Origin of the sequence: Streptomyces sp. M41, from assembly GCF_043673425.1 — a bacterium.
In the GTDB taxonomy this organism is placed as follows: domain Bacteria; phylum Actinomycetota; class Actinomycetes; order Streptomycetales; family Streptomycetaceae; genus Streptomyces.
The window spans coordinates 142,322-165,178 of sequence record NZ_JBIMKE010000009.1 but is presented as its reverse complement, the minus strand read 5'-3'; the positions used below and the strand labels follow the sequence as shown (position 1 = coordinate 165,178).

The 22,857-nt window shown below is 70.5% G+C and carries 18 protein-coding genes; 11 read left to right on the top strand and 7 right to left on the bottom strand.

The genetic code is table 11. The features are described 5' to 3' along the window. Positions 1–96 precede the first annotated feature (96 nt). Positions 97–1,323, bottom strand: coding sequence for a Rieske 2Fe-2S domain-containing protein (locus ACHBTE_RS15045; RefSeq protein WP_394724304.1), 1,227 nt, complete (start codon positions 1,321–1,323; stop codon positions 97–99). A gap of 326 nt (positions 1,324–1,649) precedes the next feature. Here ACHBTE_RS15045 and ACHBTE_RS15040 point away from each other — a divergent pair, with 326 nt between their 5' ends. The 3 genes from ACHBTE_RS15040 to ACHBTE_RS15030 all read left to right on the top strand — a co-directional run bounded on the left by ACHBTE_RS15040 (position 1,650) and on the right by ACHBTE_RS15030 (position 5,991). After that, complete coding sequence (locus ACHBTE_RS15040; RefSeq protein ID WP_394724303.1) at positions 1,650–2,690, top strand: vWA domain-containing protein; 1,041 nt, start codon at positions 1,650–1,652, stop codon at positions 2,688–2,690. A gap of 387 nt (positions 2,691–3,077) precedes the next feature. Continuing rightward, positions 3,078–5,057 carry an NPCBM/NEW2 domain-containing protein gene (locus ACHBTE_RS15035; protein ID WP_394724302.1) on the top strand — a complete coding sequence of 660 codons (1,980 nt, stop codon included), beginning with the start codon at positions 3,078–3,080 and terminating at the stop codon, positions 5,055–5,057. Positions 5,058–5,091: 34 nt separating this feature from the next. Then, positions 5,092–5,991: an NAD-dependent protein deacetylase gene (locus tag ACHBTE_RS15030; RefSeq protein ID WP_394724301.1), complete on the top strand. Its 900-nt coding sequence runs from the start codon at positions 5,092–5,094 to the stop codon at positions 5,989–5,991. Between the two features lie 20 nt (positions 5,992–6,011). Here ACHBTE_RS15030 and ACHBTE_RS15025 read toward each other — a convergent pair whose 3' ends face one another. Then, a complete protein-coding gene (locus ACHBTE_RS15025; protein WP_394724300.1) occupies positions 6,012–6,380 on the bottom strand; it encodes a hypothetical protein in 369 nt (122 codons plus the stop codon). 36 nt (positions 6,381–6,416) lie between these two features. After that, positions 6,417–6,971 (bottom strand): ATP-binding protein, encoded by a 555-nt coding sequence (locus tag ACHBTE_RS15020; RefSeq protein WP_394724299.1) that lies wholly within the window; start codon positions 6,969–6,971, stop codon positions 6,417–6,419. Positions 6,972–7,241: 270 nt separating this feature from the next. On the opposite strand from ACHBTE_RS15020, the gene ACHBTE_RS15015 reads away from it, so the two are divergent. Continuing rightward, positions 7,242–8,753: a SpoIIE family protein phosphatase gene (locus ACHBTE_RS15015; protein WP_394724298.1), complete on the top strand. Its 1,512-nt coding sequence runs from the start codon at positions 7,242–7,244 to the stop codon at positions 8,751–8,753. 43 nt (positions 8,754–8,796) lie between these two features. Here ACHBTE_RS15015 and ACHBTE_RS15010 read toward each other — a convergent pair whose 3' ends face one another. Beyond that, positions 8,797–10,137, bottom strand: coding sequence for a ferric reductase-like transmembrane domain-containing protein (locus ACHBTE_RS15010; RefSeq protein ID WP_394724297.1), 1,341 nt, complete (start codon positions 10,135–10,137; stop codon positions 8,797–8,799). A gap of 297 nt (positions 10,138–10,434) precedes the next feature. Here ACHBTE_RS15010 and ACHBTE_RS15005 point away from each other — a divergent pair, with 297 nt between their 5' ends. After that, positions 10,435–11,244, top strand: coding sequence for a universal stress protein (locus ACHBTE_RS15005; protein WP_394724296.1), 810 nt, complete (start codon positions 10,435–10,437; stop codon positions 11,242–11,244). 59 nt (positions 11,245–11,303) lie between these two features. On the opposite strand, the gene ACHBTE_RS15000 is transcribed toward ACHBTE_RS15005, so the two are convergent. Continuing rightward, positions 11,304–12,632 carry a PP2C family protein-serine/threonine phosphatase gene (locus ACHBTE_RS15000; protein ID WP_394724295.1) on the bottom strand — a complete coding sequence of 443 codons (1,329 nt, stop codon included), beginning with the start codon at positions 12,630–12,632 and terminating at the stop codon, positions 11,304–11,306. Positions 12,633–12,877: 245 nt separating this feature from the next. On the opposite strand from ACHBTE_RS15000, the gene ACHBTE_RS14995 reads away from it, so the two are divergent. Further along, positions 12,878–13,078: a hypothetical protein gene (locus ACHBTE_RS14995; RefSeq protein WP_394724294.1), complete on the top strand. Its 201-nt coding sequence runs from the start codon at positions 12,878–12,880 to the stop codon at positions 13,076–13,078. Here the strand turns inward: ACHBTE_RS14995 and ACHBTE_RS14990 are convergent. Then, complete coding sequence (locus ACHBTE_RS14990) at positions 13,075–15,861, bottom strand: AAA family ATPase (RefSeq protein WP_394724293.1); 2,787 nt, start codon at positions 15,859–15,861, stop codon at positions 13,075–13,077. The genes ACHBTE_RS14995 and ACHBTE_RS14990 overlap by 4 nt on opposite strands. Positions 15,862–16,013: 152 nt before the next feature. On the opposite strand from ACHBTE_RS14990, the gene ACHBTE_RS14985 reads away from it, so the two are divergent. From ACHBTE_RS14985 to ACHBTE_RS14975, 3 genes are all read left to right on the top strand, one after another. Beyond that, the gene (locus ACHBTE_RS14985) at positions 16,014–17,360 is read left to right on the top strand and encodes an MFS transporter (RefSeq protein ID WP_394724292.1); all 1,347 of its coding nucleotides are present in this window, start codon (positions 16,014–16,016) and stop codon (positions 17,358–17,360) included. After that, on the top strand, positions 17,357–18,700 hold the full coding sequence (locus ACHBTE_RS14980) for a carotenoid oxygenase family protein (protein ID WP_394724291.1): 1,344 nt from the start codon (positions 17,357–17,359) through the stop codon (positions 18,698–18,700). Before ACHBTE_RS14985 ends, ACHBTE_RS14980 begins: the two co-directional genes overlap by 4 nt. A 141-nt stretch (positions 18,701–18,841) precedes the next feature. Further along, positions 18,842–19,282: an SRPBCC family protein gene (locus ACHBTE_RS14975; RefSeq protein ID WP_394724290.1), complete on the top strand. Its 441-nt coding sequence runs from the start codon at positions 18,842–18,844 to the stop codon at positions 19,280–19,282. 95 nt (positions 19,283–19,377) lie between these two features. Here ACHBTE_RS14975 and ACHBTE_RS14970 read toward each other — a convergent pair whose 3' ends face one another. Further along, positions 19,378–20,079, bottom strand: a complete 702-nt coding sequence (locus tag ACHBTE_RS14970; RefSeq protein WP_394724289.1) for a FadR/GntR family transcriptional regulator — start codon at positions 20,077–20,079, stop codon at positions 19,378–19,380. A 238-nt stretch (positions 20,080–20,317) separates the two neighbouring features. On the opposite strand from ACHBTE_RS14970, the gene ACHBTE_RS14965 reads away from it, so the two are divergent. Both ACHBTE_RS14965 and ACHBTE_RS14960 read left to right on the top strand, forming a co-directional pair. Next, complete coding sequence (locus tag ACHBTE_RS14965) at positions 20,318–21,559, top strand: aminotransferase class V-fold PLP-dependent enzyme (RefSeq protein WP_394724288.1); 1,242 nt, start codon at positions 20,318–20,320, stop codon at positions 21,557–21,559. Next, positions 21,556–22,857 carry an ABC transporter substrate-binding protein gene (locus ACHBTE_RS14960; protein ID WP_394724287.1) on the top strand — a complete coding sequence of 434 codons (1,302 nt, stop codon included), beginning with the start codon at positions 21,556–21,558 and terminating at the stop codon, positions 22,855–22,857. Before ACHBTE_RS14965 ends, ACHBTE_RS14960 begins: the two co-directional genes overlap by 4 nt.

Sequence of the window (22,857 nt, the reverse complement as noted above, 5' to 3'; positions counted from 1 at the left end):
TCGACCGTGTGTCCCTCTTTGCCCCTTATTCGTTGCCACGGCGGCGAGGGATGAGCGCTTTGCTGAGATTCTGCGATCGAGTCGGGGCTCGTCGTCTCACAGGCCCGGTGCGGCGGAGCCTTCCGGCCCCTTGATCGCACACGGTCCCGCCGGATGGAACGAGGACGACAGCGCGGAACGGTCGCACGGCCCGAAGCCGCCGGAAACCGCGGCCGAGGACTCCAGTGGGACCCCGTTGGAGCGCAGCACTTCGCGAACGTCCAGGATCAGCGGGAAGACCTCGTGATTGCGATCCTCGCCCTGCTCGTCCCACGCCCGCTGCTCCGCTTCGACGGCCATGCGGTCCTCGGCGAAGACACGCTCGGTGAAGCGTCTGATGAACGGCCAGGCCAGGTGAAGGGTGCCACGCATCCTGGGTTTCTCGATCATGAGCAGACCGTAGGCGTGGCACGAGCGCTGCTCGACGTCTTCGGGTACGTACACGGCCCAGAGGGAGAATGCCGGGCGCTCCGCGTTCTCGGGCACGAGGTCCAGGGTCTGGTACGGGTACTGGGTCCGGATGGTCATGACGTCGCTGGAGTCGCTGCCCCCGAGGCCCTCGGCGGCGAGCAGGCTGGCACCGCGGTTCCGCTTTCCTCCGGTGTGGGTGAACAGGTAGCGGGCCTCCACCGACGTGGCGTCGGTGTGCCGGGTCAGCAGCTCGGGGTGGAGTCTGCCGACGACGCCCCGGTGGAGGAACTGGTGGTTCATGTCGAGCAGGTTCTCGTGCATGAACGAGTAGTGGCAGCGCACCGTCCTCGAGAACGTCATCGTCTTGTAGCGCGGTGAGCCGAAGGCCGGAAGCTCCGGCAACGGCGTGGCATCCGCCTTCTCCGGCGCGCCCGGAAAGACGAACACCAGCCCGTACGCCTCCCGGACCGGATAGCCGCGCACCCCGCGCGGCGGACGGCCGTGCCCTTTGGCCAGGTACGGGATCTGCGAGATGCGTCCGTCCCCGCGATAGGCCCAGGCGTGATAGCAGCAGCGCAGGACGTCACCTTCCACGACGCCCATGCTCAGCGGCACCTGCCGGTGGGCACACCGGTCCTCCAGCGCATGGACACGGCCGCTCTTCCCGCGATAGAGCGCGATGCGCTCCCCGGCGAACGCCGACGCCGTCACCCGGCCGCGGCGGATGTTCCTGGACAGGGCGATCGGATACCAGTAGTCGGGGTTCGCCCCGACGCGCCGCAGATCGACTGTGTCAGAACGTGGAGCACCCTCTCCTGAAGGCCCACGGGCCCCGGCGGGTGGCGCGTCTCGCTCCGAGTCGGTCTCGGCCATACCTCTCCTCTCCTGCCACACACTGAGAACCGGCCACGGGACAGCCGCGCGTCGAGCCGGGCTCGCCGGCCGCCATTCCCGTCGTCCCATGCGAGAGAGGCCCCCGCACCCCTCCATCCTCGTCACCCCGGGCCGACATGCCCCGCTGAGCGCGTCCGGACGGGTAAACCGACCGCCAGTCGGGTCGCTCAGCTGGTCCTCGGGGTGCGGTCCGCGGCACCTCACCCACTCTCACCCACTTCCGGACCAAGATCGATTGTCAGTGGCGGGTGAGAAGATCGATACATCGAGCCGGGACATCGAGTCGGAACGAGGGGGACGCCGTCATGTCCGGAAACCAGAACTACATCAATCACGTCGCGCTGGTGCTGGATGCCAGTTCGTCCATGTCGCACCTGAGCCGCAAGGTCGTCGACGTCGCCGACCAGCAGATCGCCTATCTGGCCCGCCGGTCACAGGAGTTGGACCAGGAAACCCGCGTCACGGTGTACGTCTTCGCGGACAAGGTGGAATGCGTCATCTACGACAAGGACGTGCTGCGCATGCCGTCCCTGAAGCAGATGTACCGGGCCGGTGGAATGACGGCGCTGCTCGCGGCCACTCTCACCTCGCAGCGGGAGCTGGCCCAGACCGCCCAACTGTACGGCGACCACAGCTTCCTGACGTTCGTGCTCACCGACGGACAGGAGAACGCGAGTCACCGGTGCCCGGATGCCCCGCACCGGGATCCGCGTGAACTGGTCAAGGCCGTGGCGGAGATGATCGCCACCCAGCAGGACAACTGGACGCTGGCCGTCCTCGTGCCGGACCAGATGGGCAAGCGCGAGGCCATGCAGTGCGGCTTTCCCAAGGACAACATCGCCATCTGGGACGCCACCAGCACCCAAGGCCTGGAAGAGGCCGGCCAGGTCATCCGGCAGGCCACCGAGAACTTCATGGTGGGCCGCACCCAGGGCATCCGTGGATCACGGACGGTGTTCTCCACCGGCGCCCAGGCGGTCAACAAGGACACCATCGAGGCAGCCGGACTCACGCCGGTGGAGCCGTCGCAGTATCAGCTGATTCCGGTCGCTCGGGACGCGGGGATCCGGGAGTGGGTCACCGAATGCGGGCACACCTACCGCACCGGCGGCGCCTACTACCAGCTGAGCAAGTCGGAGAAGATCCAGGCGCGGAAGCAGATAGCGGTGCTGGAGAAGAAGACGGACCGGGTCTACACCGGCCCCCAGGCCCGAGCCCTGCTGGGCCTGCCGGACACGGAGATCCGCGTCAAGCCCGACCACAACGACGACTTCACCATCTTCGTACAGAGCACCAGTGTGAACCGGAAACTGGTCGCGAACACTCGACTGCTGCTCATGCTCTGATTGCGCACACCCCTGAACTGCACCGGGCCTCGGTGGATGCCACGGCGGACTCCCCGAGGCCCGGTTGTGCGGCGGCCTGACGATGACGTGGCGTGCCCTGGTGCTGGCACAGGAACTTGAAAGGAAATCAGAAATCACCACGACCGCTCTCTTTCCATCACGCACGAACACCCCTACGGTGAGCGCGCGTTGGCCGTGCCGGTCCGCCAACGCACCGCCTCGCGAACCCTCTTGGAGGAAGAACCGATGCGCCACCATCCCTCGGGTCCACCACGCTTCTCACGCAGCCCGCTTATCCCGCGCGTCCCACGCCTCCTGCGCCTCCCACGCACCCCGCGCCCGACCGGGCGCAGAGCGCTGGGCGTACCGTGCGTACTGGGCGCCTTAATGTTGGCCGCGGGCGGTCTGGGGACGCCCGCGCAGGCCGCCCCGACCGTCACGCCGGCCGCCGTCGCGTCACACCAGTCCCCGTCCGCCCCCCAAGACCTGGCCCCCACACCGCCCATGGGCTTCAACAACTGGAACTCGACACACTGCCGGGCGGAGTTCAACGAGTCGATGGTCAAGGGCGTCGCCGATGTCTTCGTCGAACGCGGCCTGAAGGACGCCGGCTACGAGTACGTCAACCTCGACGACTGCTGGGCCCTGCCGCAGCGCGACGAGAACGGCAAGCTGGTGCCCGACCCGAAGCGCTTCCCGAACGGGATCAAGGCCGTCGCCGACTATGTTCACTCCAAGGGACTGAAGTTCGGCATCTACACCAGCGCCGGCACCAAGACGTGCAGTGACATCGGCTTTCCCGGTGCCCTGGGCCACGAGTACAGCGATGCCCGGCAGTTCGCCGACTGGGGGGTCGACTATCTCAAGTACGACAACTGCAACAACCAGGGAGTCGACGCGAAGAAGCGCTACACCACCATGCGCGACGCGCTGAAGGCGACCGGCCGGCCCATGGTCTACAGCATCTGCGAATGGGGCGAGAACAAGCCCTGGACGTGGGCCGGCGGCCTGGGGCACCTGTGGCGCACCACCGGCGACATCAGCGACAACTGGAACTCGATGTCGTCGATCATGAAAGCCAACCTCGAACTCGCCCCGTACGCACACCCGGGCGGGTGGAACGACCCCGACATGCTGGAGGTCGGCAACGGCGGCATGACGGACACCGAGTACCGCACGCACTTCTCCATGTGGTCGGTCATGGCAGCGCCCCTGCTGATCGGCGTCGACCTGCGCACGGCACCCGAGTCGGCCTTCGACATCCTCACCAACCGCGAGGTCATCGCCGTCGACCAGGACCCGCTGGGCAAGCAGGGCGAGGTCGTCTCCTCAGAAGGCGGCCGGTGGGTCGTGTCGAAGGAGATGGCGGACGGCAGCCGCGCGGTCGCGCTGTTCAACGAAGGCTCACGAGCGCAGCGGATCGAGACGACGGCGAAGGCCGTGGGTCTGCCACAGGCGCGGGGCTACACGATGCGGGACCTGTGGAAGCACAGCGACACGAACACAGCGGGCACCATCGCGGCGACCGTACCCGCGCACGGCACCCTGCTGGTGCGCGTGCACGCCGACAGGAACTGGGCGCAGTATCCGCCCGCCCTGGACGTCCGTGCCCAGGACACCGTGACCCAGGCCGGCCACATCGCTCCGGTCACCTCCGAAGTCACCGATCTGGGCGGCAACGCGGCCCGTTCGGTGAGCGCCGTACTTACCGGGCCGGAGGGCTGGCGCATCACCCCGAAGTCCGCGACATCCGTCCGCGCCCTGCAACCCGGCGGGACGCTGGCCACCGATTGGCACGTCGAGGTGCCGACGGGAACAGCCGCGGGCGACCATGTGGTGCAGCTGACCGCGAAGCAACGTACGCGCTCCGGGACTTGGCTGACTTCGACGGTGCCTGTGACGGTGCGCGTCGGTGTCCCCCTGCCTCCGGGTGAGTCCGCGCTGTCGGACGCCGAGCCACTCGGGTCCGCCAACGGCTGGGGCCCGATCGAGCGGGACCGGAGCGTCGGCGAGGCCGGCTCCGGTGACGGCCGACCGATCACCATCGGCGGCGATCGGTTCGCCAAGGGACTCGGCGTGCACGCCGCGAGCAGCGTGGAGTACTACCTCGGCGGCGCCTGCACCACCGTCACCGCCCAGGTCGGCGTGGACGACGAGACGGTCGACAAGGGAAGCGTGACGTTCGAGATCTGGGCGGACGGGACCAGGGCCGCGGCCACCGGCACGCTGACCCAGACGGACCCGGCCCGCGCCGTCTCCGCGGACGTGTCCGGGGCGGACGTCGTCCGCCTGGTGGTCACGGACGCGGGTGACGGCATCGACTACGACCACGCGGACTGGGCCGACCTTCGGGTCACTTGCGGCTGAACGACCGGATGCGGCTGTTGCGTACCCTTGCGGCATGCGCATGCGCCCGACCCTGGCCTGGACCCCGACCGAGGACCTGCCCCCGGGTACCACGGATCTGGAGCCGGTCGCCGAGACCCTGAGCGCCGGCGGAGTGCTGGTGCTCAGCGGCGCGGGAATCTCCACCGAGTCCGGCATCCCCGACTACCGGGGCGAGGGCGGGAGCCTGAATCGACACACGCCGATGACCTATCAGGAGTTCGTCGCCGGCGCCCGGGCACGGCGTCGGTACTGGGCACGCAGCCACCTCGGCCGGCGCACCTTCGCCCGTGCCCGTCCCAATGCCGGGCACAGGGCCGTGGCCGCGTTGGGGCGGCACGGTCTGCTCTCGGGTGTGGTCACCCAGAATGTCGACGGCTTGCACCAGGCCGCCGGCAGCGAGGGCGTCGTGGAACTGCACGGAAGCCTGGAGCGGGTCCTGTGCCTGTCCTGTGGAGCCGTCGGCAGGCGAGGTGAACTGGCGAAGCGGCTGGAGGAGGCCAACCCGGGCTTCGAGCCGGTGGCCGCGGCCATCAATCCGGACGGTGACGCCGACCTCACCGACGATCAGGTGGCCGACTTCCGAGTGGTGCCCTGCCTGGTCTGTGGCGGCATCCTCAAGCCGGACGTCGTGTTCTTCGGCGAGAACGTTCCGCCGCAGCGGGTGGAGCACTGCCGCACGCTGGTCCGTGACGCGGTCACGCTGCTGGTCCTGGGCTCGTCCCTGACGGTGATGTCCGGGCTCAGATTCGTGCGCCAGGCGGCGCAGGCCGGGAAGCCGGTGCTCATTGTCAACCAGGGTCCGACCCGCGGCGACCGGCTCGCGGTCACCAGGGTCGGGCTCCCGCTGGGAACAGCGCTCACTACCGTCGCTGAGCGGCTGGGCATCCCCGTCGACGGGCGGGCGCCCGCCTGAGAGACACGGTCAGGCTGCCCTCATCGCTGCGCGGAGGCCCGCCCCGCCGTGCGATGGTCGTAGTACGCCCAGACGGTCACCGCCACCAGGGCGGTGAGCCCGACCGCCAGGGCCCGCACGACGCCGCTGGTCAGGAAGGCGACCAGACCGGTGAGTCCCCCTCCGCCCAGCATGATCATTCGGCTGGTGAACCGGGACTCGGGCGGCTGGGGATCCTCCCGGTCCTTGAGGTCGTGCAGGGCGTCCTGGGCGGGATGTGCGGAACCGCGCCGGACGCGGGCGCGGTACGTCAGGCCGTAGCTGATCAGCGCGTACAGCCCGATAGCGCCCAGCACCCAGAGCCAGGCGTAGGGGTCATCGCTCGTTCTTGCTGCCAGGTACGGCGACACTTCTCCTCCAGGGGTGCGCTCATCGGTGAGCGGGACTCAACTGCTGCTGCGGCCGTCTCGGCCGGTGCCGGCATCGCCATCGGTTTCGGCATCGCCATCGGTATAGGTGTCGCCATCGGTATGCGTGTCGCCACCGGTACGGGTGTCGGTATCGGTACGGGTGTCGGTATCGGCGGCGAAGCGGTCGTCGCGGGAGGCGTCGGCGGGGCAGAAGCAGGCCGTCACCGTCTTGCCGTGCCGCTGGCACCTGATCTCCCACCCGTCGGCGAGCTTGTGCACGATCGCCACGCCGCGGCCGGACGCCTCCCCGGGCCGTGCTTCACGTCGGCGCGGCAGCGTCGGGTCCTCGTCGTGGACGCTCACACGAAGGCAGTCTCCGTCCCAGGTGAGGACCAGGTGCGCGTCGCTGTGCGCATGGATGTGCGCATTGGTGATCAGCTCGGAGACCGCCAGCACGATGGCGTCCACCGTGTCCGGCTCGTCAGCGGACCATGGCAGGGACTCCAGACGCCGGCGTGTCCACTCCCTCCCGGCGCGCACCCCCTTGCCCATGGGGAACGAATGCGCCCACCCCATCGCCTTCACGGACACTGCCCCGACCACCTCTCCTCGCCCTCACGCAGCGTGCACGACTCGTGTACCCGGCTCCCGCCCCGGCAGGCCTGAGGACGTCGACATCCGCGAGGACGCCGACATGCACGAGGGCGTCGACCGGCACGACGACGCTCTCGGGCGTCACCGGCGTCGGCGCGCGCGAGCGGGTGGTGGTGGAGGACGATGGGATGGCCAGGCCGCTGGCCCCGGCCCATGCCGACCCCCGGCGGGCGGCAGCCTGATCTGCGGCCGAAAGGAGCCCAGGGTATGGGTGCGACCGAACCCCTCCGGGGTGATCCCGGTACGGCGGATGGGGTTGCGTCCAGGCCGGGTGGGCTGCTGGATGTGCTGAGCGTGGCCGCCGTCCTCGTCGACGCCGAGGGCAGAATCGATCTGTGGAGCCCGCAGGCGGAGATGCTCTTCGGCTACACCGCCGAGGAGGCTCTAGGCCGGTACGCGGGCGGGCTGCTGATCGACAAGGACCACCTCGACGCGGTCCTGCCCCTGTTCGCCCAGGTCATGCAGGACGGCAGGAGCTGGGCCGGAGTCTTTCCCGTCCGGCACAAGGACGGCAGCACGCGGACGGTGGAGTTCCGCACCATGCGGTTGCAGGACGCCCAGCGCGACTACTGGGCGCTGGGTCTGGCCACGGACCAGGTGACACTGCGGCACGTGGAGCGGAGCCTGGCTCTGTCCGCCCAGTTGGTCTCCCAGTCACCGATAGGGCTGGGCATGCTGGACACCGATCTCCGGTACATCTCCGTCAACCCCGCGGAGGAACGGATGAACGGGGTGCCGGCCGCCGAGCACATAGGCCGGCATGTCCATGAGGTGCTGCCCTTCCTGGATGAGTCCTTCGAAGACACCATGCGGGAGGTTCTGGCCTCCGGGAAGCCGATCGTGGACCAGTACACCGTCGGCCGTACGGCGGCCGACCCGGACAACGATCACGCCTGGTCGATCTCGTTCTACCGGCTGGAGTCCCCCAACGGGAAGGTGCTGGGCGTGGCCACCTCCAGCGTCGATGTCACCGACCGGCATCACGCCGTGGAGGAACAGCGCCGCACCGCCCTCACCCTCCAGCACAGCCTGCTGCCCCACCCGCCTCCGCAGCGACCCGGTCTCGAGGTCGCCTTCCGTTACCGTCCGGCGCAGGCGACGATCGAGATCGGTGGCGACTGGTTCGACGTCATCCCCCTCGACGGCGACAAGACCGCCCTCGTCGTCGGCGACGTCATGGGCAGCGGCGTGACAGCCGCGGCTGCCATGGGGCAGCTGCGCACCGCCACCAGAACACTGGCCGACCTGGATCTGCCCCCCGACCAGGTGATGCACCACCTCGACCACATCACCGAGGACGTCGACACCATCGCGACCTGCGTCTACGTCGTCTTCGATCCGCATGCCGCGCAGTGCCACATCTCCCTCGCCGGCCACCTGCCGCCCGTTCTCCTGCGCCCGGACGGCACCCGCGAGCTGCTCGACCTCCCCACCGGTGCCCCCTTGGGCGGCTGCGGCATCTCCTTCGACTCCGCCTCCATCGGCTTCACACGCGGGGACCAACTCGTCCTGTACACCGACGGCCTCATCGAGACCCGGGACCAGCCGATCGACGTACGCCTGGACGCTCTCCTCGACGTTCTGGACGACCCCGGCCGCTCCCTCGACGCCACCTGCGACCTCCTCCTGCACAGCCTGCGGGAGGACGGCGATCGCGACGACGTGGCCCTACTCATCGCCCGGGCCGGCCCCGACGTAGACAGGGCCGGCAGGTCGTGAGCGCTTCCGTGCCCCTTGCCGGGTCACACCCCCTGCCGAGACGTCAGGCCAGGCTGAACTTCTCGGCGTGGACCTGTCGTCCCGGGACCCGGAGCTCCCGTAGGCCCGCCAGCACCGCCGCGGTCATGGCGGGCGGGCCGCAGACGTACACGTCGCGTTCGGTGATGTCGGGGACCAGTTGGTGCAGGCTGCCGGGCCCGAACGGCGGGGTGCCGTGCTCGCCGGTCCTGCCGGTGAGCAGGTGCAGCCGTCCGCCTCGTAGCGCGACGAGGTGACGCACCTCGTTCAGCAGCACGGCGTCGGCCTCGCTCCGGACCCGGTACACGACGACGACATCCCCGGTCGTCTGTTCCTCCAGCAGGGCCCGCACGGGCGTGATGCCCACGCCGCCGGCGATCAGCAGGGCGCCGGGCCGGGTCCGGTGCAACGAGGTGAACGCCCCGTAGGGTCCCTCGACGAAGGCTCGGCTGCCGACGGGGATGTTCCGCAGGCCGGCGCTGGTCGTGCCCGCCGCCTTCGCCGTGAGGCGCAGTCCCTGCCCGCCTGGCGCCGCAGACAGGGAGAAGGGGTTGGCCAGCCACCAGTGGTTGTGTCCCGGGAACCGCCAGATGCAGAACTGACCGGCCCGGGCGGGGAGTTTGTCGAGGTGCCGGCCGGTCACGTACACGGAGACCACGTTGTCCGACTCCGGCACCACGGCCGTGACACGGAACCGGTGGTAGGCGTTGCGCCACAGCGGCATCGCGACCCGGCCGGTCAGCAGCGCGCCGAAGGCGAACAGCCACAGGAGCCACCAGTAAGCCGTGGCAAAGGCGGAGGACGCGAACGTCGTCGTCTCCTGCAACTGGTGGACGAACGCCAGGCCCAGGGCCACGTAGAGCAGCAGGTGCAGGCCGTGCCAGACCTCGTACCGCATCCTTCGCCGCAGGACACGGGTGGAGGTCACGCCGATCAGGACGATGACGGCCGCCGCGAGCATGCCCAGCAGGGAGGCCGGGACCCCGCTCAGTGCGACGAACGTCCTGCCCATGGACGTGTCGTCGAGGGTCGCGTAACCGAGCACCACGAGGGTCGCATGGGTCAGGACGGTCCACAGCAGGCCGAAGCCGACCCAGCGGTGCCACACCGTGAGCCGGTCCATCCCGATACGGCGGTCCAGCCACGGCAGCCGGGCCACCAGCAGCAGTTGGAACAGCATCAGCAGCGCCGCGTGCAGTCCGAAGAACTTGGCGACGGTGAGCACCCCGTTCTTGCCCGCCCCCGCACCGAGGAACAGTGCTTCGACGATCACCACATTGACGGCGACGAACGTCCACATCACCCATCGCGCCGCGTCCACCGGAAGCATGGTGCCCGAGCGCACCGTGTTGCTCGCAGCCGTCATGGTTGCCTCTCATCCCCCGAGGCCGCAGCAGTCGCAGCCCGTGTACACAAATCCCATGAAGCCCAAGGAATTCGGCCGAATACGCACCTCGATCGGGTAAGGATACGGCCCGCGGGCGCGATTCGTTCAGGCCCGGAGCGACCAATCCGGCCGCGCCCGGCGCCCCGCTCGGCGGCACGGAAATCACCCTGACGGACGGCAGCGGGCCGGGGCGGGCCGACGGCCCGGTGGCAGCGGGGCGGGGGCGGAGTGATCCTGGACCGGCGTGGGTGGTGTTCCGATCATGGAGGAGGCCCGGTGGGGAAGCTGGTCGTCGTGGGCGTGGATGGCTCGTCGTCCTGTCGTGCCGCGGTGGAGACGGCTGCCCGTGAGGCCGGGCGGCGTGGTGCGCGGCTGCGGGTGGTGCATGCCTTCAGCCGGCCGGCCAGGCCGAGGTATGCGCAGGTGGATCCGGCGCCGCTGGCTGAGCTGACCGCGGAGGCGGCTGAGCACGCCCGGGACTTGGCGCCTGACGTGGAGGTCACCGATGAGGTGGTGACGGGCGGTGCGGTGGAGGTGCTGGGTGCCGAGTCACGGAGCGCGGACCTGGTGGTCGTCGGCGCCCGGGGCGTCGGTGGTTTCGTGGGGATGCTGCTGGGTTCGACGGCCGTGTCGCTGGCCGCGCACGCCCGGTGTCCGGTGCTGGTGGTCCGCGGTGAGCCGGCCGAGGCGGGGCCTGTGGTGCTCGGTGTCGACGGATCGCCGGTGGGCGAGGCAGCCGTGGAGTTCGCCTTCGCCGAGGCGGCGTTGCGCAAGGCTGAGATCCTCGCCGTACACGCGTGGCAGCCGGACTACGTACCGCCCGGTACGGGCGTGGAGACCGCGGAGCGTCTGCTGGCCCAGGCACTCGCCGGATTCGCGGAGCGGTATCCGGACGTGGTGGTCAGACAGGAGGTGCTCAGCGGCGAAGTCCGGGAGACGTTGGTCGAGGCGAGCAGGAACGCCCAGCTCATGGTCGTCGGAGCGAGAGGGCGCGGCGGCTTCGCCGGGCTGCTTCTGGGCTCGGTGAGCCAGGCGGTGCTGCACCACGCCCACTGTCCGGTGACCGTCGTCCGCGGCGATGCCTGAGGCGGGGCGGTGCCGCCCGCCCGCACGGCCCCTGATCTCACTCTGTTGTCACCCGCTTCTCAGTCGCCCGGGGTGCGCAGGGCCAGGAGGGCCATGTCGTCGTGGCCGTCGCTGGGGTGGTGGTCGGCGAGGAAGCGCACGAAGTCGTCCAGCGGCAACTGGACGTTCGCCGCGGCGAGTTCGGCGAGCCGGGCGAGGCCCTGGTCGATGGGGTGGTCGGGGTGCTCGACGAGCCCGTCGGTGAAGACGACCACCGTGGACCCGGGCGGCACGAGGTGAGTGTGGTCGGGTCGGTGCTGTTCGGTGTCGACTCCGAGGGGCAGGCCCGGCTCGGCGTCGAGATACTCCGTCTGCCGGTCGGGGGTGATCAGCAGCGGCGGGAGGTGGCCGGCCGTGCTCCAGTGCAGCCGCAGCCCGTCTTCGGCGGACTCGATACGGGCGAGGCAGGCGGTGGTGACGGGCAGATCGGTGATGGCGTCCAGAGCGCGGTCCAGTTGGGTGAGAACGCTGCTGGGCGGGTTGAGGCGGTCGAAGAGCAGGGCGCGGAGCATGCTGCGGGTCTGGGCCATGGCGGCGGCCGCGCGCATGTCGTGGCCCACGACGTCGCCGATCACGACGGCGCATGCGTTGTCCGGCAGCCAGAGGGCGTCGTACCAGTCTCCGCCCAGGTGGCCGGGGGTGAGGGCGGGGCGGTAGATGGCCGCGGCGGTGAAAGGGTGCAGGTCAGGCAGCGTGGGCAGGAGGAGACGCTGGAAGTTTTCGGCACTGTCGCGCACCTGTTCGTACAGCCGTACGTTCTCGATCGCGACGCCGGCGGCGCCGGCCAGGGCGACGACGACGTCCTGGTCGTCGCGGTCGAACGGCCGGCTGTCCAGGCGTTCGGAGAGGTAGAGGTCTCCGTAGATGGTGCCGCGGACGCCGATGGCAACGCCCAGGAGGGTGCGCATGGGCGGATGGCCGGGCGGGAATCCGGCGGATGCCGGATGGGAGGGGATGTCGTCGACGCGCAAGGGCTCGGGGTGGCGGATCAGATGACCCAGAACGCCGCGGCCTCGCGGGAACTCGACCCCCGACAGGTCCGCCCGCTCGGTGTCCGACAGGCCGGCCGTGATGAACTGCCCCAACCGCTCCCCTGACTCGTCCAGCACCCCCAGCGCCCCGTAGCGGGCGCCGACCAGCTCCATGGCCGTGGTGACGATGCGGTGCAGCACCGCGGGCAGATGCGTTTCCTGGCTGATCGCCAGCACGGCGTTCAGCAGGCCCTGCAGTCGGTCCTTGGCGGTGGTCAGATCCCGCAGCCGGCCGGCGATCTCTTCCAGCTGGGCGTCCGGCAGTGGCGTCGGGCCGGTATGAGGCGGCCGTTCGGGTTCTTGCTCGTCTCCCGCCATCACACATGTCCGACGGTCTGGGCGGCTTCGGTGCTCTTGTCGAAGGTCATGCGCCACCCTTTGACGGGACGGTGGTCAACCCGCACAGGTTGACGCAGCGCAGTGGGTTCGACCAGCCCATTACTCCGAACGCGGCATGTCCACACCACAGCGTCACGCCCGAGAGATCGTGTTGTGGGTACGGCCCGCGAACGGTCTTTGGACGGGCAGGACCCTCTGGGTGGCGGTGGTCGACGGGGAGGCGTATGTCCGCTCGGCTTTCGGGCGGCGCGGCAACTGGGGTGCGGCCGGCCGTCGCTCTCGAGCCGGTCGCGGACGCCGGGCTCGTCGAGCGCGCCTGCGGTGCCTACCGGGCCAAGTACGGGCTGCGTTGGCCCGGTCCCGTGGAGTCGATGAACGGTCCCGAGGCGGCGGCCACCACCATGCGGCTGGCGAACCGCGGCTAACGAATGTCGGGCAGATCCCGCAGCTGTCTGCGTGAGGTGAGGCCGAGCTTGCGGAAGATGTTGCGCAGATGCGCGTCGACCGTCCGGGGGCTCAGGAACAGCTTCGCGGCCACCTCCTTGGAAGTGGCTCCGTCGGCGACCAGGCGGGCGATGTGCACCTCCTGCATCGTCAGCTGGTCCGACGCCTTCGACGTACGGCTGCGGGCCTGCTGCCCCGTGGCCCGCAGCTCGCCGGCGGCGCGCTCGGCGAACCCCTCCATGCCGAGGCCGGACAGCGCCTCCTGGGCCGGCCGCAGTACGGACCGGGCGTCACGCCGTCGGCCCCGGCGGCGCAGCCACTCCCCGTACAGCAGTCGCGCCCGGGCGCGGTAGACGACCAGGGCGCTGCCGTCGAGCAGGTCGATCGCGTCCTGGTAGGCAAATTCGTCCTCGGTGACCAGGGCTCGCGCATAGGCCGCTACGCCAAGTCCCCATGCGTGGCTTCCCGCTCGGGTGCGCTCTTCGAGCAGGGCGAGGGCCGAGGCGGCGACGCCGGGTTCGCCGCAGCGCATGGCCGCCTCGATGAGTTCGGGCAGGGCCAGGCCCGCGGTGCCGACGGCGCCGTACTCCACCGCCCGGCGCGCCGCTTCGAGTGCGGCGGGGTAGTCGGCCAGGCCGTTGTTGAGGACGGCCGTCGCCCACGGCACGCTGAGGCTCATGCGGTGATCGACGGTCGCGAACAGGTCGGCGGCCTCCTTGCGCCGCCCGCGCAGGGCGGCGAGGTGCAGGCGGGGGTAGACGAGCGGGGCGGCGCCGGTGGCGTCGGCGATGGCCTCCTCCTCGGAGATCCGTTCCATCGCGAGCCCGAAGGCGCCCTGGTGCACGGCCGCGGTGGCTTGCATGGCCAGGGCGATGGGCAGCGCGTGGAAGGAGCCCGACTCCCGGCCCGCGGCGACGGCACGGGTGGCGATGCCTTGCAGCGCGTCGAAGTGCCACAGCTCGGTGGCCACCATGAAGCCCAGGGACGGCCGCCTGGCCCACACCTCGGCGTCGGCGTCGTCGATCACCGGTCGGAGGGTGGCCCCCGCGGCCGTATGCCCGTCGCCGACCAGGCTGATCAGGCCCGTCAGGACCGCCGCCGCCCCGGAATCCGGTTCGCCGGAATGCCGTTCGTCAGCTCCCGGCGCGTCGGAACGCCGTTCGTTGCATGGCGGTGCGTCGGAACGCCGTTCGTCGGATGGCGGTGCATCGGGATCCGGCACCTCGGAGTCCACCTCGGCGGACGGCGGAGCCGCGCTGCGGGCGGTCTCCACGACTTGGTCGAGGTTGCCCAGCAGGAGGCCCATCTCGAGGGCGTCCAGGCAGCACTCCCGCGACCAGGCGGGCTCGGCGGTCGCGCGCCGGGCGGCGGCTCGCAGCAGATACGCCGTCGGGTTCTCGTCGCCCCGGCGGCGGACGAACGACAGTCTGCCGCGCAGCCTGTCGGCTCTGGCGGCCTGGGCGGGTTCGTCAGTGGGGACGGTGGTGAGCAGGTCGGCGGCGGCGTCGAAGTCGCCCTCCGAGAGCTTGGCGTCGACCGCGGCCAGAACCCGCTCGGCGCGCTGCTTCGTGTCGATCGTGAGCGCCGCCGAGCGTTCGAGGAAGGCCGCTGCCGCCGCGACGCCGCCGCGTTCCTGGGCGCGGGTGGCGGAGGCTTCGAGCTCTGCTGCCACCTGCTCGTCCGGGCCGGCACTGGCCTGGGCACGGTGCCATGCCCGCCGGTCGGGGTCGGCGGCCGGGTCGGTCACGCGGGCCAGCGCCTCGTGCGCCCTGCGCCGCTCCGACTCGGCGGCGGCGTGGTAGGCGGCCGAGCGGGCGAGGGGGTGGCTGAACCGGATCCGGCTGCCGAACTCCACCAGCGGGACCGACTGGGCGGCGGCAGCGGCGTCGATGCCCAGGTGCCCGGCCGCGCGCCACAGCAGACCGGGGTCGCCGATCGGCTCGGCGGCGGCGAGCGTCACCAACAGCCGGGCCTCCGGCGGCAGAAGCTCCAGCCGGGACCGGAAGCTCTGCTCGATCACGTCGGGCACCGAGTCGGGTTGCGTGAATCCGCCCGCCATCCCGGCGAGTCCGGCGGTCCGGGGAAGCTCCACCAGCGCCAGGGGGTTGCCGCGCGCCTCGGCCAGGATGCGGTCGCGTACCCGCTCGTCCAACGGTGCGCGGACCGCCGCGGTCAGCAGTGCGCGGGCATCCGACTCGCCGAGGCCCGCCAGCAAGTGGCCGGGAAGCGCGTCCAGTTCGGGCATCCGGCTCGTTCGGCGCGCCGCGAACACGAGGGCGATCGACTCGGCCGAGACCCGGCGGGCCAGGAAGGCCAGCGCCTTGGCGGATGCCTGGTCCAGCCACTGTGCGTCGTCGACGACGCACAGGAGCGGGCGCTCTTCGACGCTCTCCACCAGCAGGCCCAGCGACGCGACGCCGACCAGGAACGGATCGGGTGTGCCGGTGTCGAGACCGAACGCGATCTCCAGCGCTGCGCGGTGCGGGGCGGGGAGCTCCGTCAGCCGTTCGGTGAGGGGCGCGAGCAGTTGGTGCAGCGCGGCGTACGGCAGCTCCATCTCGAACTCCGCGCCGGAGGCCCGTACGACCAGGAACCCGGTGGCCATCTCGTGCAGATGCCGTAGCAGCGCGCTCTTGCCGATGCCCGGCTCGCCGCGCAGGACCAGGGCGCCGCCCTGACCCTGCCGGGCCGCTCGGAGCAAGGTGTCGAGCCGGCGTATCTCGTCCTGACGGCCGATCAGCGCATCCGTGTGTGTCGCGGGCATGCCCGACAACCTATGCGGTCCGACACCCGAGGGGCATCAGGCAACGACTCCCGGTCGCCCAGGGGTTGCCCCGGCACGTCGTACGGCGATGCCGGTGAAGTAGGTGATGACTACCGACGCGAGCGGTGGGCGCCCGCTGCGAGTGTCGAGTCATGACCCGCACCGCACCGCAACGGACCCCCCTCGGCTGGACGCCGCTGGCGGCCCTGGCCACGGCCCAGTTCCTGGTCGTGCTGAGCACGTCGATCGTGAACGTCGCGCTGCCCGGCATCCGGACCGGGCTCGATCTGTCGGACACGGGACAGGCGTGGACGGTCAACGCGTACGTACTGGTCTTCGGAGCGCTGCTGCTGCCGGGCGGGCGCGCGGGCGACGTCCACGGTCTGCGCCGCGTCTTTCTGTTCGGCACCGGCCTGTTCGCCCTCTCCGCCCTGGGCGCGGCCCTGGCGCCCACGGCGGTCGTGCTGATCGTGTGCAGAGCCGTGCAGGGAATCGGCGCCGCGCTGCTGGCGCCCACGGCGCTGGCCCTGGTGCTCACGCTCTACCCGGCCGGGCGCCGGCGCGGCGTCGCCCTCGGGGTGTGGGGCGCCGTCTCCGGTGCCGGCGGAGCGGCGGGCGTACTGCTGAGCGGACTGCTCACCAGTCTGTACGGGTGGCGTGCGGTGTTCGTCGTGATGGTGCCGTTGGCCCTGGTCGTCCTGGTGGCCACATGGCTGCTGGTCGGCGCCGACCGGCCGCGCGGCGGAAGCCAGGCATCCGCTGACCGGCCGCGCGACGGAAGCCAGGCATCCGCTGACCGGCCGCGCAGCGGAAGCCTGGACGCGCCGGGCACGGTGACGGTGACGGCAGGGCTGGTGGCGCTCACCTACGGCCTGTCAGGTCCCTGGCCGATCGCCGTGCTGGGTCTGGCGCTGCTCGGCGTGTTCGTGGTGCTCCAGCGCCGCTCCGCCGACCCGCTGCTGCCGGCCAGGATGAGCGTGGTGGCGGTGCCCAACGTGCTGATGGCGCTGCTCGGCGCGGTCTGGCTCGGCCTGTTCTACTTCCTGCCGCTCTATCAGCAACGCACCCTCGGCTACTCGCCCTTGGCGGCCGGGCTGACCCAGCTTCCCCTCGCCCTCATGATCACCCTCTCCTCGTGGGTCACCGGCAAGATCTCCGGCCGCCCAGTGCTCCCCGTGGGCCTGGCCGTCCTCGCGGCCGGACTGGCCTGGCTGTCCAGGACCCCGCCCGACGGCAGCTTCCCCGTGGACCTGCTCGGCCCGACCCTCCTCATCGGCCTCGGGCTGGGGGTGGCCTTCGTCCGTCTCACCGCGCTGGCCTCCACCGGCGTCGCGGCCACCGACAACGGCCTGGCCGGCGGGCTGGTCAACGCCTCCCGGCAGCTCGGCGGAGCCATCGGCCTGTCCTTCCTCACCCTGCTCCCCTCCCCCGGCGCGGCCTTCGCGGCCTGCGCCGCCCTGACCCTGCTCGTCTCGGCTCTCTCCACCCGAAAGGCATGACCGTGACTCTGGACAAGCCGTACCTCAGCGGCCACTTCACGCCCGTCATCGACGAGATCACCGGCCACGAGCTGAAGGTGCGCGGCACGCTCCCGCCCGAGCTGAACGGCCGCTATTTCCGCAACGGCCACAACCCCAAGCCGGGCATCACACCGACCCACTGGTTCCGCGGCGAGGGCATGATCCACGGAGTCCGTCTCAGGGGCGGCCGGGCCGAGTGGTACCGCAACCGCTGGGTGCGCACACCCTTCCTGGACGGTGTGCCGTTCACCGGGACGGAACTCGAAGTCAGCGCCGCCGCAACCAACATCATCTTCCACGGGGGCCGCTACCTGGCCCTTCAGGAGGCCAACCTGCCCTGGGAGGTGAGCGCCGACCTGGACACGATCGGCGTTCACGACTTCGGCGGCAAGCTCAAGAGCGCGATGACCGCCCACCCCAAGGAGGACCCGGAGACCGGCGAGCTGCACTTCTTCAGCTACAGCCCGTTCCCGCCGTATCTGACGTACTACGTGGCCGACGCCTCCGGAGACATCGTCAGGTCGCAGGTCGTCGACGGCTCCGGCCCCTCCCTCATGCACGACTTCGCCATCACCAGTGAACACGTGGTCTTCATCAACTCGCCCGTGGTCTTCGACCATTCCGAGCACTCCGGCATCCCTTACCGCTGGCACGACGACGTCCCGCTGCGCATCGGTGTGATGCCGCGGGCCGGGGGCGAGGCCACCTGGTTCGAGGTGGCCGACCAGGCGGCGCTGCTGCATGTCGCCAACGCCCACACCGACGCCCGGGGGCGGATCGTCCTCGAAGCGCCGCGCTTCGACCGTTCCGCGTGGGAGAGCTCGTGGAAGTGGTGGGTCGGTGCCCCCGGATACGGCACCAGCCCCGACGCCGGCTCGACCCTGCACCGGTGGATCATCGACCCGGCCACGGGCAGGGTCACCACCGAGTCCCTCAACGACCTGGCCACCGAATTCCCGTCGATCAACGACGCCCACACCGGTTCGGCTCACCGCTACAGCTATGCCATCGCGTTCCCCGGAGCGGGCCTGGAGGGCTACCACACGGTCAAGTTCGACACGGAGACCGGCCGCGAGACGCTGCTCGCGCACGGAGCGGGCCGGATGCCGGGCGAGGCCGTCTTCGTCCCCGCCGAGGGTGGCACCGGCGAGGACGACGGCTATCTGCTCACGCTCGTCAGCGACCTCGGTGCCGACGCCTCGGAGCTGCTCGTCCTGGACGCGAGCGACTTGAGCACGGTGGCCGCCGTCGAACTTCCCCGCAGGGTGCCCGCCGGCATCCACGGCCATTGGATCCCCGACCTCGAGTTGTCCGCCTGACCCAGCCGGGCACGGAAACCGTCCGGGATCCCGATCGCCGGGCCCGGCCCCGGCGATGACCGCCCGCCCCACCCCAGCCGTCCGGTCCGCCGCTGCCCCCCCTCAACGGCGGACCGGGCACCCCGACACCGAGGAGTCGCCATGACCTACCTCACGACCATCGACGAGAACGCCCCCGTCGTCGCCGACCACACCATCCGGATCGCCGCTCCCCTGGAGCGGGTCTGGCAGCTGCACACCGGTATCGGCTCCTGGCCCGCCTGGCAGCACGCCATCACCGAGGCCCGGATCGACGGCCCCGTCGCCCCTGGCACCACCTTCCACTGGATGACCGCGGGCCTGAGCATCGACTCCACCGTCTACGCGGTCGACGCCCCGCACCGCATCCTGTGGGGCGGTCCGGCGCATGGCATCACCGGTGTGCACGAGTGGACCTTCACCGAAACCGGCGACGGTGTCGTGGTCCGCACCCGGGAGTCCTGGGCGGGCGCGCCGGTCGACGCCGACCGGGACAACCTCGCCGCGGCGCTGAGCGATTCGCTCATCGGCTGGCTCGACGCCCTGAAGAAGGCGGCGGAGTAACCGCCGCTCGCCCGTCGCACCGAGCGCCTCAACTCCGAATCGGGCTCCGCACCGGGTCGACTCCGCCTCATACCGCCGCTCGCGATGGTGCCGCCTCAGTCCGTGCCGCCGGTCTCTTCGACCGGCGGCATGAACGCGCGCAGCCACCGCTCGGTCTGGGCGACGTGCGCCTGTGCCGCGCCGGCCGCGGCGACCGGGTCACGGTCGGCGATGGCAGTGGCCAGGATCCGGTGGTCGTCGTCGCTCTTCCTGCGCAGTTCCGGGCCTTCGGGCAGGGTGAAGACCTGGTACTTGCGGGAGCGGGCGCGGAAGACCGCCAGGAGGGTGGCCAGGGTGGGGTTGCCGCCAACGCGGGCGATCTCCGCGTGGAAGCGGTGGTCGAGTTCGGATGCCTTGGTGGGGTCGGTCGTGGCCTCCATGTCCTCGATGAGGGAGAAGAGCGTGTCCACCGTCTCCGGAGTGCAGCGGGCCGCCGCCTGTGCGGCCACGTGGGCCTCGAGGACGCGCCGGATCTCGTAGACCTCCAACAGGCCCGACAGCGGGAGGAGTTCGAGCGTCAGGGAGAGGCTGCCGATCACGTCCTCGGGCCTCAGCTGTGAGACATACGTGCCCGAACCGTGCCGCGGCTCGATGACGCCGAGCGCGGCGAGCATCCGTACGGCCTCGCGCAGCGACCCGCGCGAGACGCCCAGTTCCTCACAGAGCTCGCCCTCGGGCGGAATGCGCTCGCCCGGTCCGAGGCGTCCGGTCCCGATCATGTGCCGTAGGCCGTGGAACGCCTTCTCGACTGCGGACATCCGTCCCCTCTTCCTCCCCTGACGGGCCGCGGGCACGCCGCGGTTCGCTCGGAGCACTGTAGCGAGGTGTAGCGGTTCATCAGATGTGCCGTACGCAGGTCACCTAGAAGTCATCTGATGACTTTCACTGTACGACCCTTGTTTCCGCCGCGGAAGGTGTGCAGGATGCCGAGTCATCAGATGTGTCCGAGCGGAGTCTGCTCTTCCGTAGGACCACCCTGCCCAGATGTGGAGTCCTGTGAGCGAGACCGAGGTGACCACCGCACCGCGCCCGCTGCTGCTGGCGGACGGTAGGCCCGCAGACCGGGCCTGGTCGCTGGATCCTGCCCTCAAGCACCTGAACCACGGCTCTTTCGGGGCCGTTCCTCTGGTGGCTCAGGAGCGGCAGGAACTGCTGCGGGTGGAGATGGAACGCTCACCCGTGGTGTGGTTCCCGGCACTTCCGGGGCGGCTCGCCGCCGCGCGGGTCGAGCTGGCCGAGTTCCTGCACGTGAGCGCCGGGGATCTCGCCCTGGTGCCGAACGCCAGCGCCGGCGCGAGTGTCGTCTACGCCGCCCTCACGTTGCGCCCCGGCGGGGAGATCGTGGTGACCGACCACGGCTACGGGGCCGTGACGATGGGGGCCGAGCGGATGGCACGTCGCTGGGGCGGCCGGGTCCGTACCGCCCGGGTGCCGTTGGAGGCGGACGAGGATCAGGCGTACGACGCCGTGGTCGCCGAGTTCGGCGACGCCACCGACCTGGTCGTCGTCGACCAGATCACCTCGGCGACCGCACGCCGGCTGCCGGTGGAGCGCATCGGGGCGCAGGCCCGCCGGCGCGGTATCCCCGTCCTGGTCGACGGCGCCCACGCGCCCGGCCTGCTCGACGCGCCGCTCGCAGGTGCGACGTACGACTTCTGGACCGGCAACCTGCACAAATGGGGCTGCGCTCCCCGCGGTACCGCGGCGTTGGTCGCCCGGGGCCCCTTGCGCGACCGGCTCCACCCCCTTATCGACTCCTGGGCGGCGGCCGACCCCTTCCCCAACCGTTTCGACCAGCAGGGCACGGTCGACGCCACCTCCTACCTGGCCGCACCGGTGTCCCTCGCGTTCATCGACCGCACCTGGGGCTGGCCCGCCGCCCGCCGCTACATGGACGACCTGGCCGACTACGCCGCCCGTGTCATCGGCGCCGCCTTCGCCGGAGCGGCCGACCTGGACACCGCGGTCGATGTCGGCATGCCCGTCCCAGGGATGCGCCTGGTGCGCCTGCCGGACGGCCTGGCCGCCGACCGCGTCGAGGCCGACGCGCTGCGCGACCGGGTGGCCCGCGAGCTGGGCGTGGAGGCGGCCTTCACCAGCTTCGACGGCATCGGCTACATGCGTCTGTCCGCCCATGTCTACAACACCGCCGCCGACTACGAGTACTTCGCCGAGGAATGCGTTCCCGTCCTCGGCACATGGGCCCGAGAAGACTCAGGGAAGAGGTCAGCACGATGAGAAGAAGGACGGCAGCTCTCGCACTCGGCACCGCCGCCGCGATGGTAGTGACCGGCTGTTCCACCATGAGCCCCGAGGCGAGCGGAACGGTCACCCTCAACTTGGTCGAGAGTCTGACGAACCCGACCCGCACCGACCTGCTCAAGGACCTCATAGCCGACTTCGAGCAGCAGCACCCCAAGATCAAGGTCAATCTGGTCTCCCCGCCCACCGAGCAGGCCGACCAGAAGCTCCAGCAGATGCTCCAGTCCGGTAGCGGGGTGGACGTCCTGGAGGTCCGGGACATCACCGTCGGACCCTGGTCGAACAACGGCTGGCTGTACGACATGAAGAAGGACCTCGACGGCTGGAAGGGCTGGGAGGCGATGACGGAGAACGCGGTCAACGCCTCGAAGGACACCAAGGGCCGCACCTACTTCGTTCCGTACGGCTTCTACGGTCTGAGCCTCTTCTACCGCACCGACCTCATCGGGAAGGCGGGCTTCGACAAGCCGCCGGCCACCTGGCAGGAGCTGCTGGAGCAGGCGTCCGCCGTCCACGATCCGGGTGAGCGCCGCTACGGCTACGCCTTCCGTGGTGGCGCCAACTCCCACAGCAACGCCACCGCCGCCATCGAGGCCTACCTCGCCGACCAGGTCGACCCGGCGAACGGCTTCAAGCTCAAGAACGGCCGTACGATCTTCTCCGCCCCCGAGGCCGAGGACGCCATCGAGAACTATCTCGAGCTCTTCGAGCAGGCGTCCCCGAAGTCGTCCGTCTCCTGGGGCTACCCGGAGATGGTGGAGGCGTTCTCCAACGGCTCCACGGCCTTCCTCCTCCAGGACCCCGAGGTGATCGCCACGGTCTCGGAGTCGAAGTCGATATCCAAGGACCAGTGGGGCACCGCGCCGCTGGTGGCCGGGCCGGGCGGCAAGACGGTGCAGCCGCTGGCCACCGCCGGGTGGGGCGTGGCCAAGGGCAGCGACCACAAGGCCGAGGCCGTGCGGCTCGTCGAGTTCCTGTCGCAGGGCGAGGCGTCGACGTCGTTCACGAAGAAGAACAGCCTGGTACCCATCCTCAAGTCCGCGGCCGGCGACCCCTTCTACAAGTCCGGACCCTGGTCGAGTTACGTCACCATGACCGAGCAGCCGGACAAGTACCTGGTCGTCACCCAGCCGCGCGGCGTCAGCTGGTGGGCCGAGTGGCAGCAGCGGGCCGACGCCGATGTGCAGAAGCTGATCCTCGGCAGGACGACGCCCAAGGAGCTGCTCGCGGGCTGGGACGCGTACTGGACCGAGAAGTGGCGGCAGGAGCAGTAG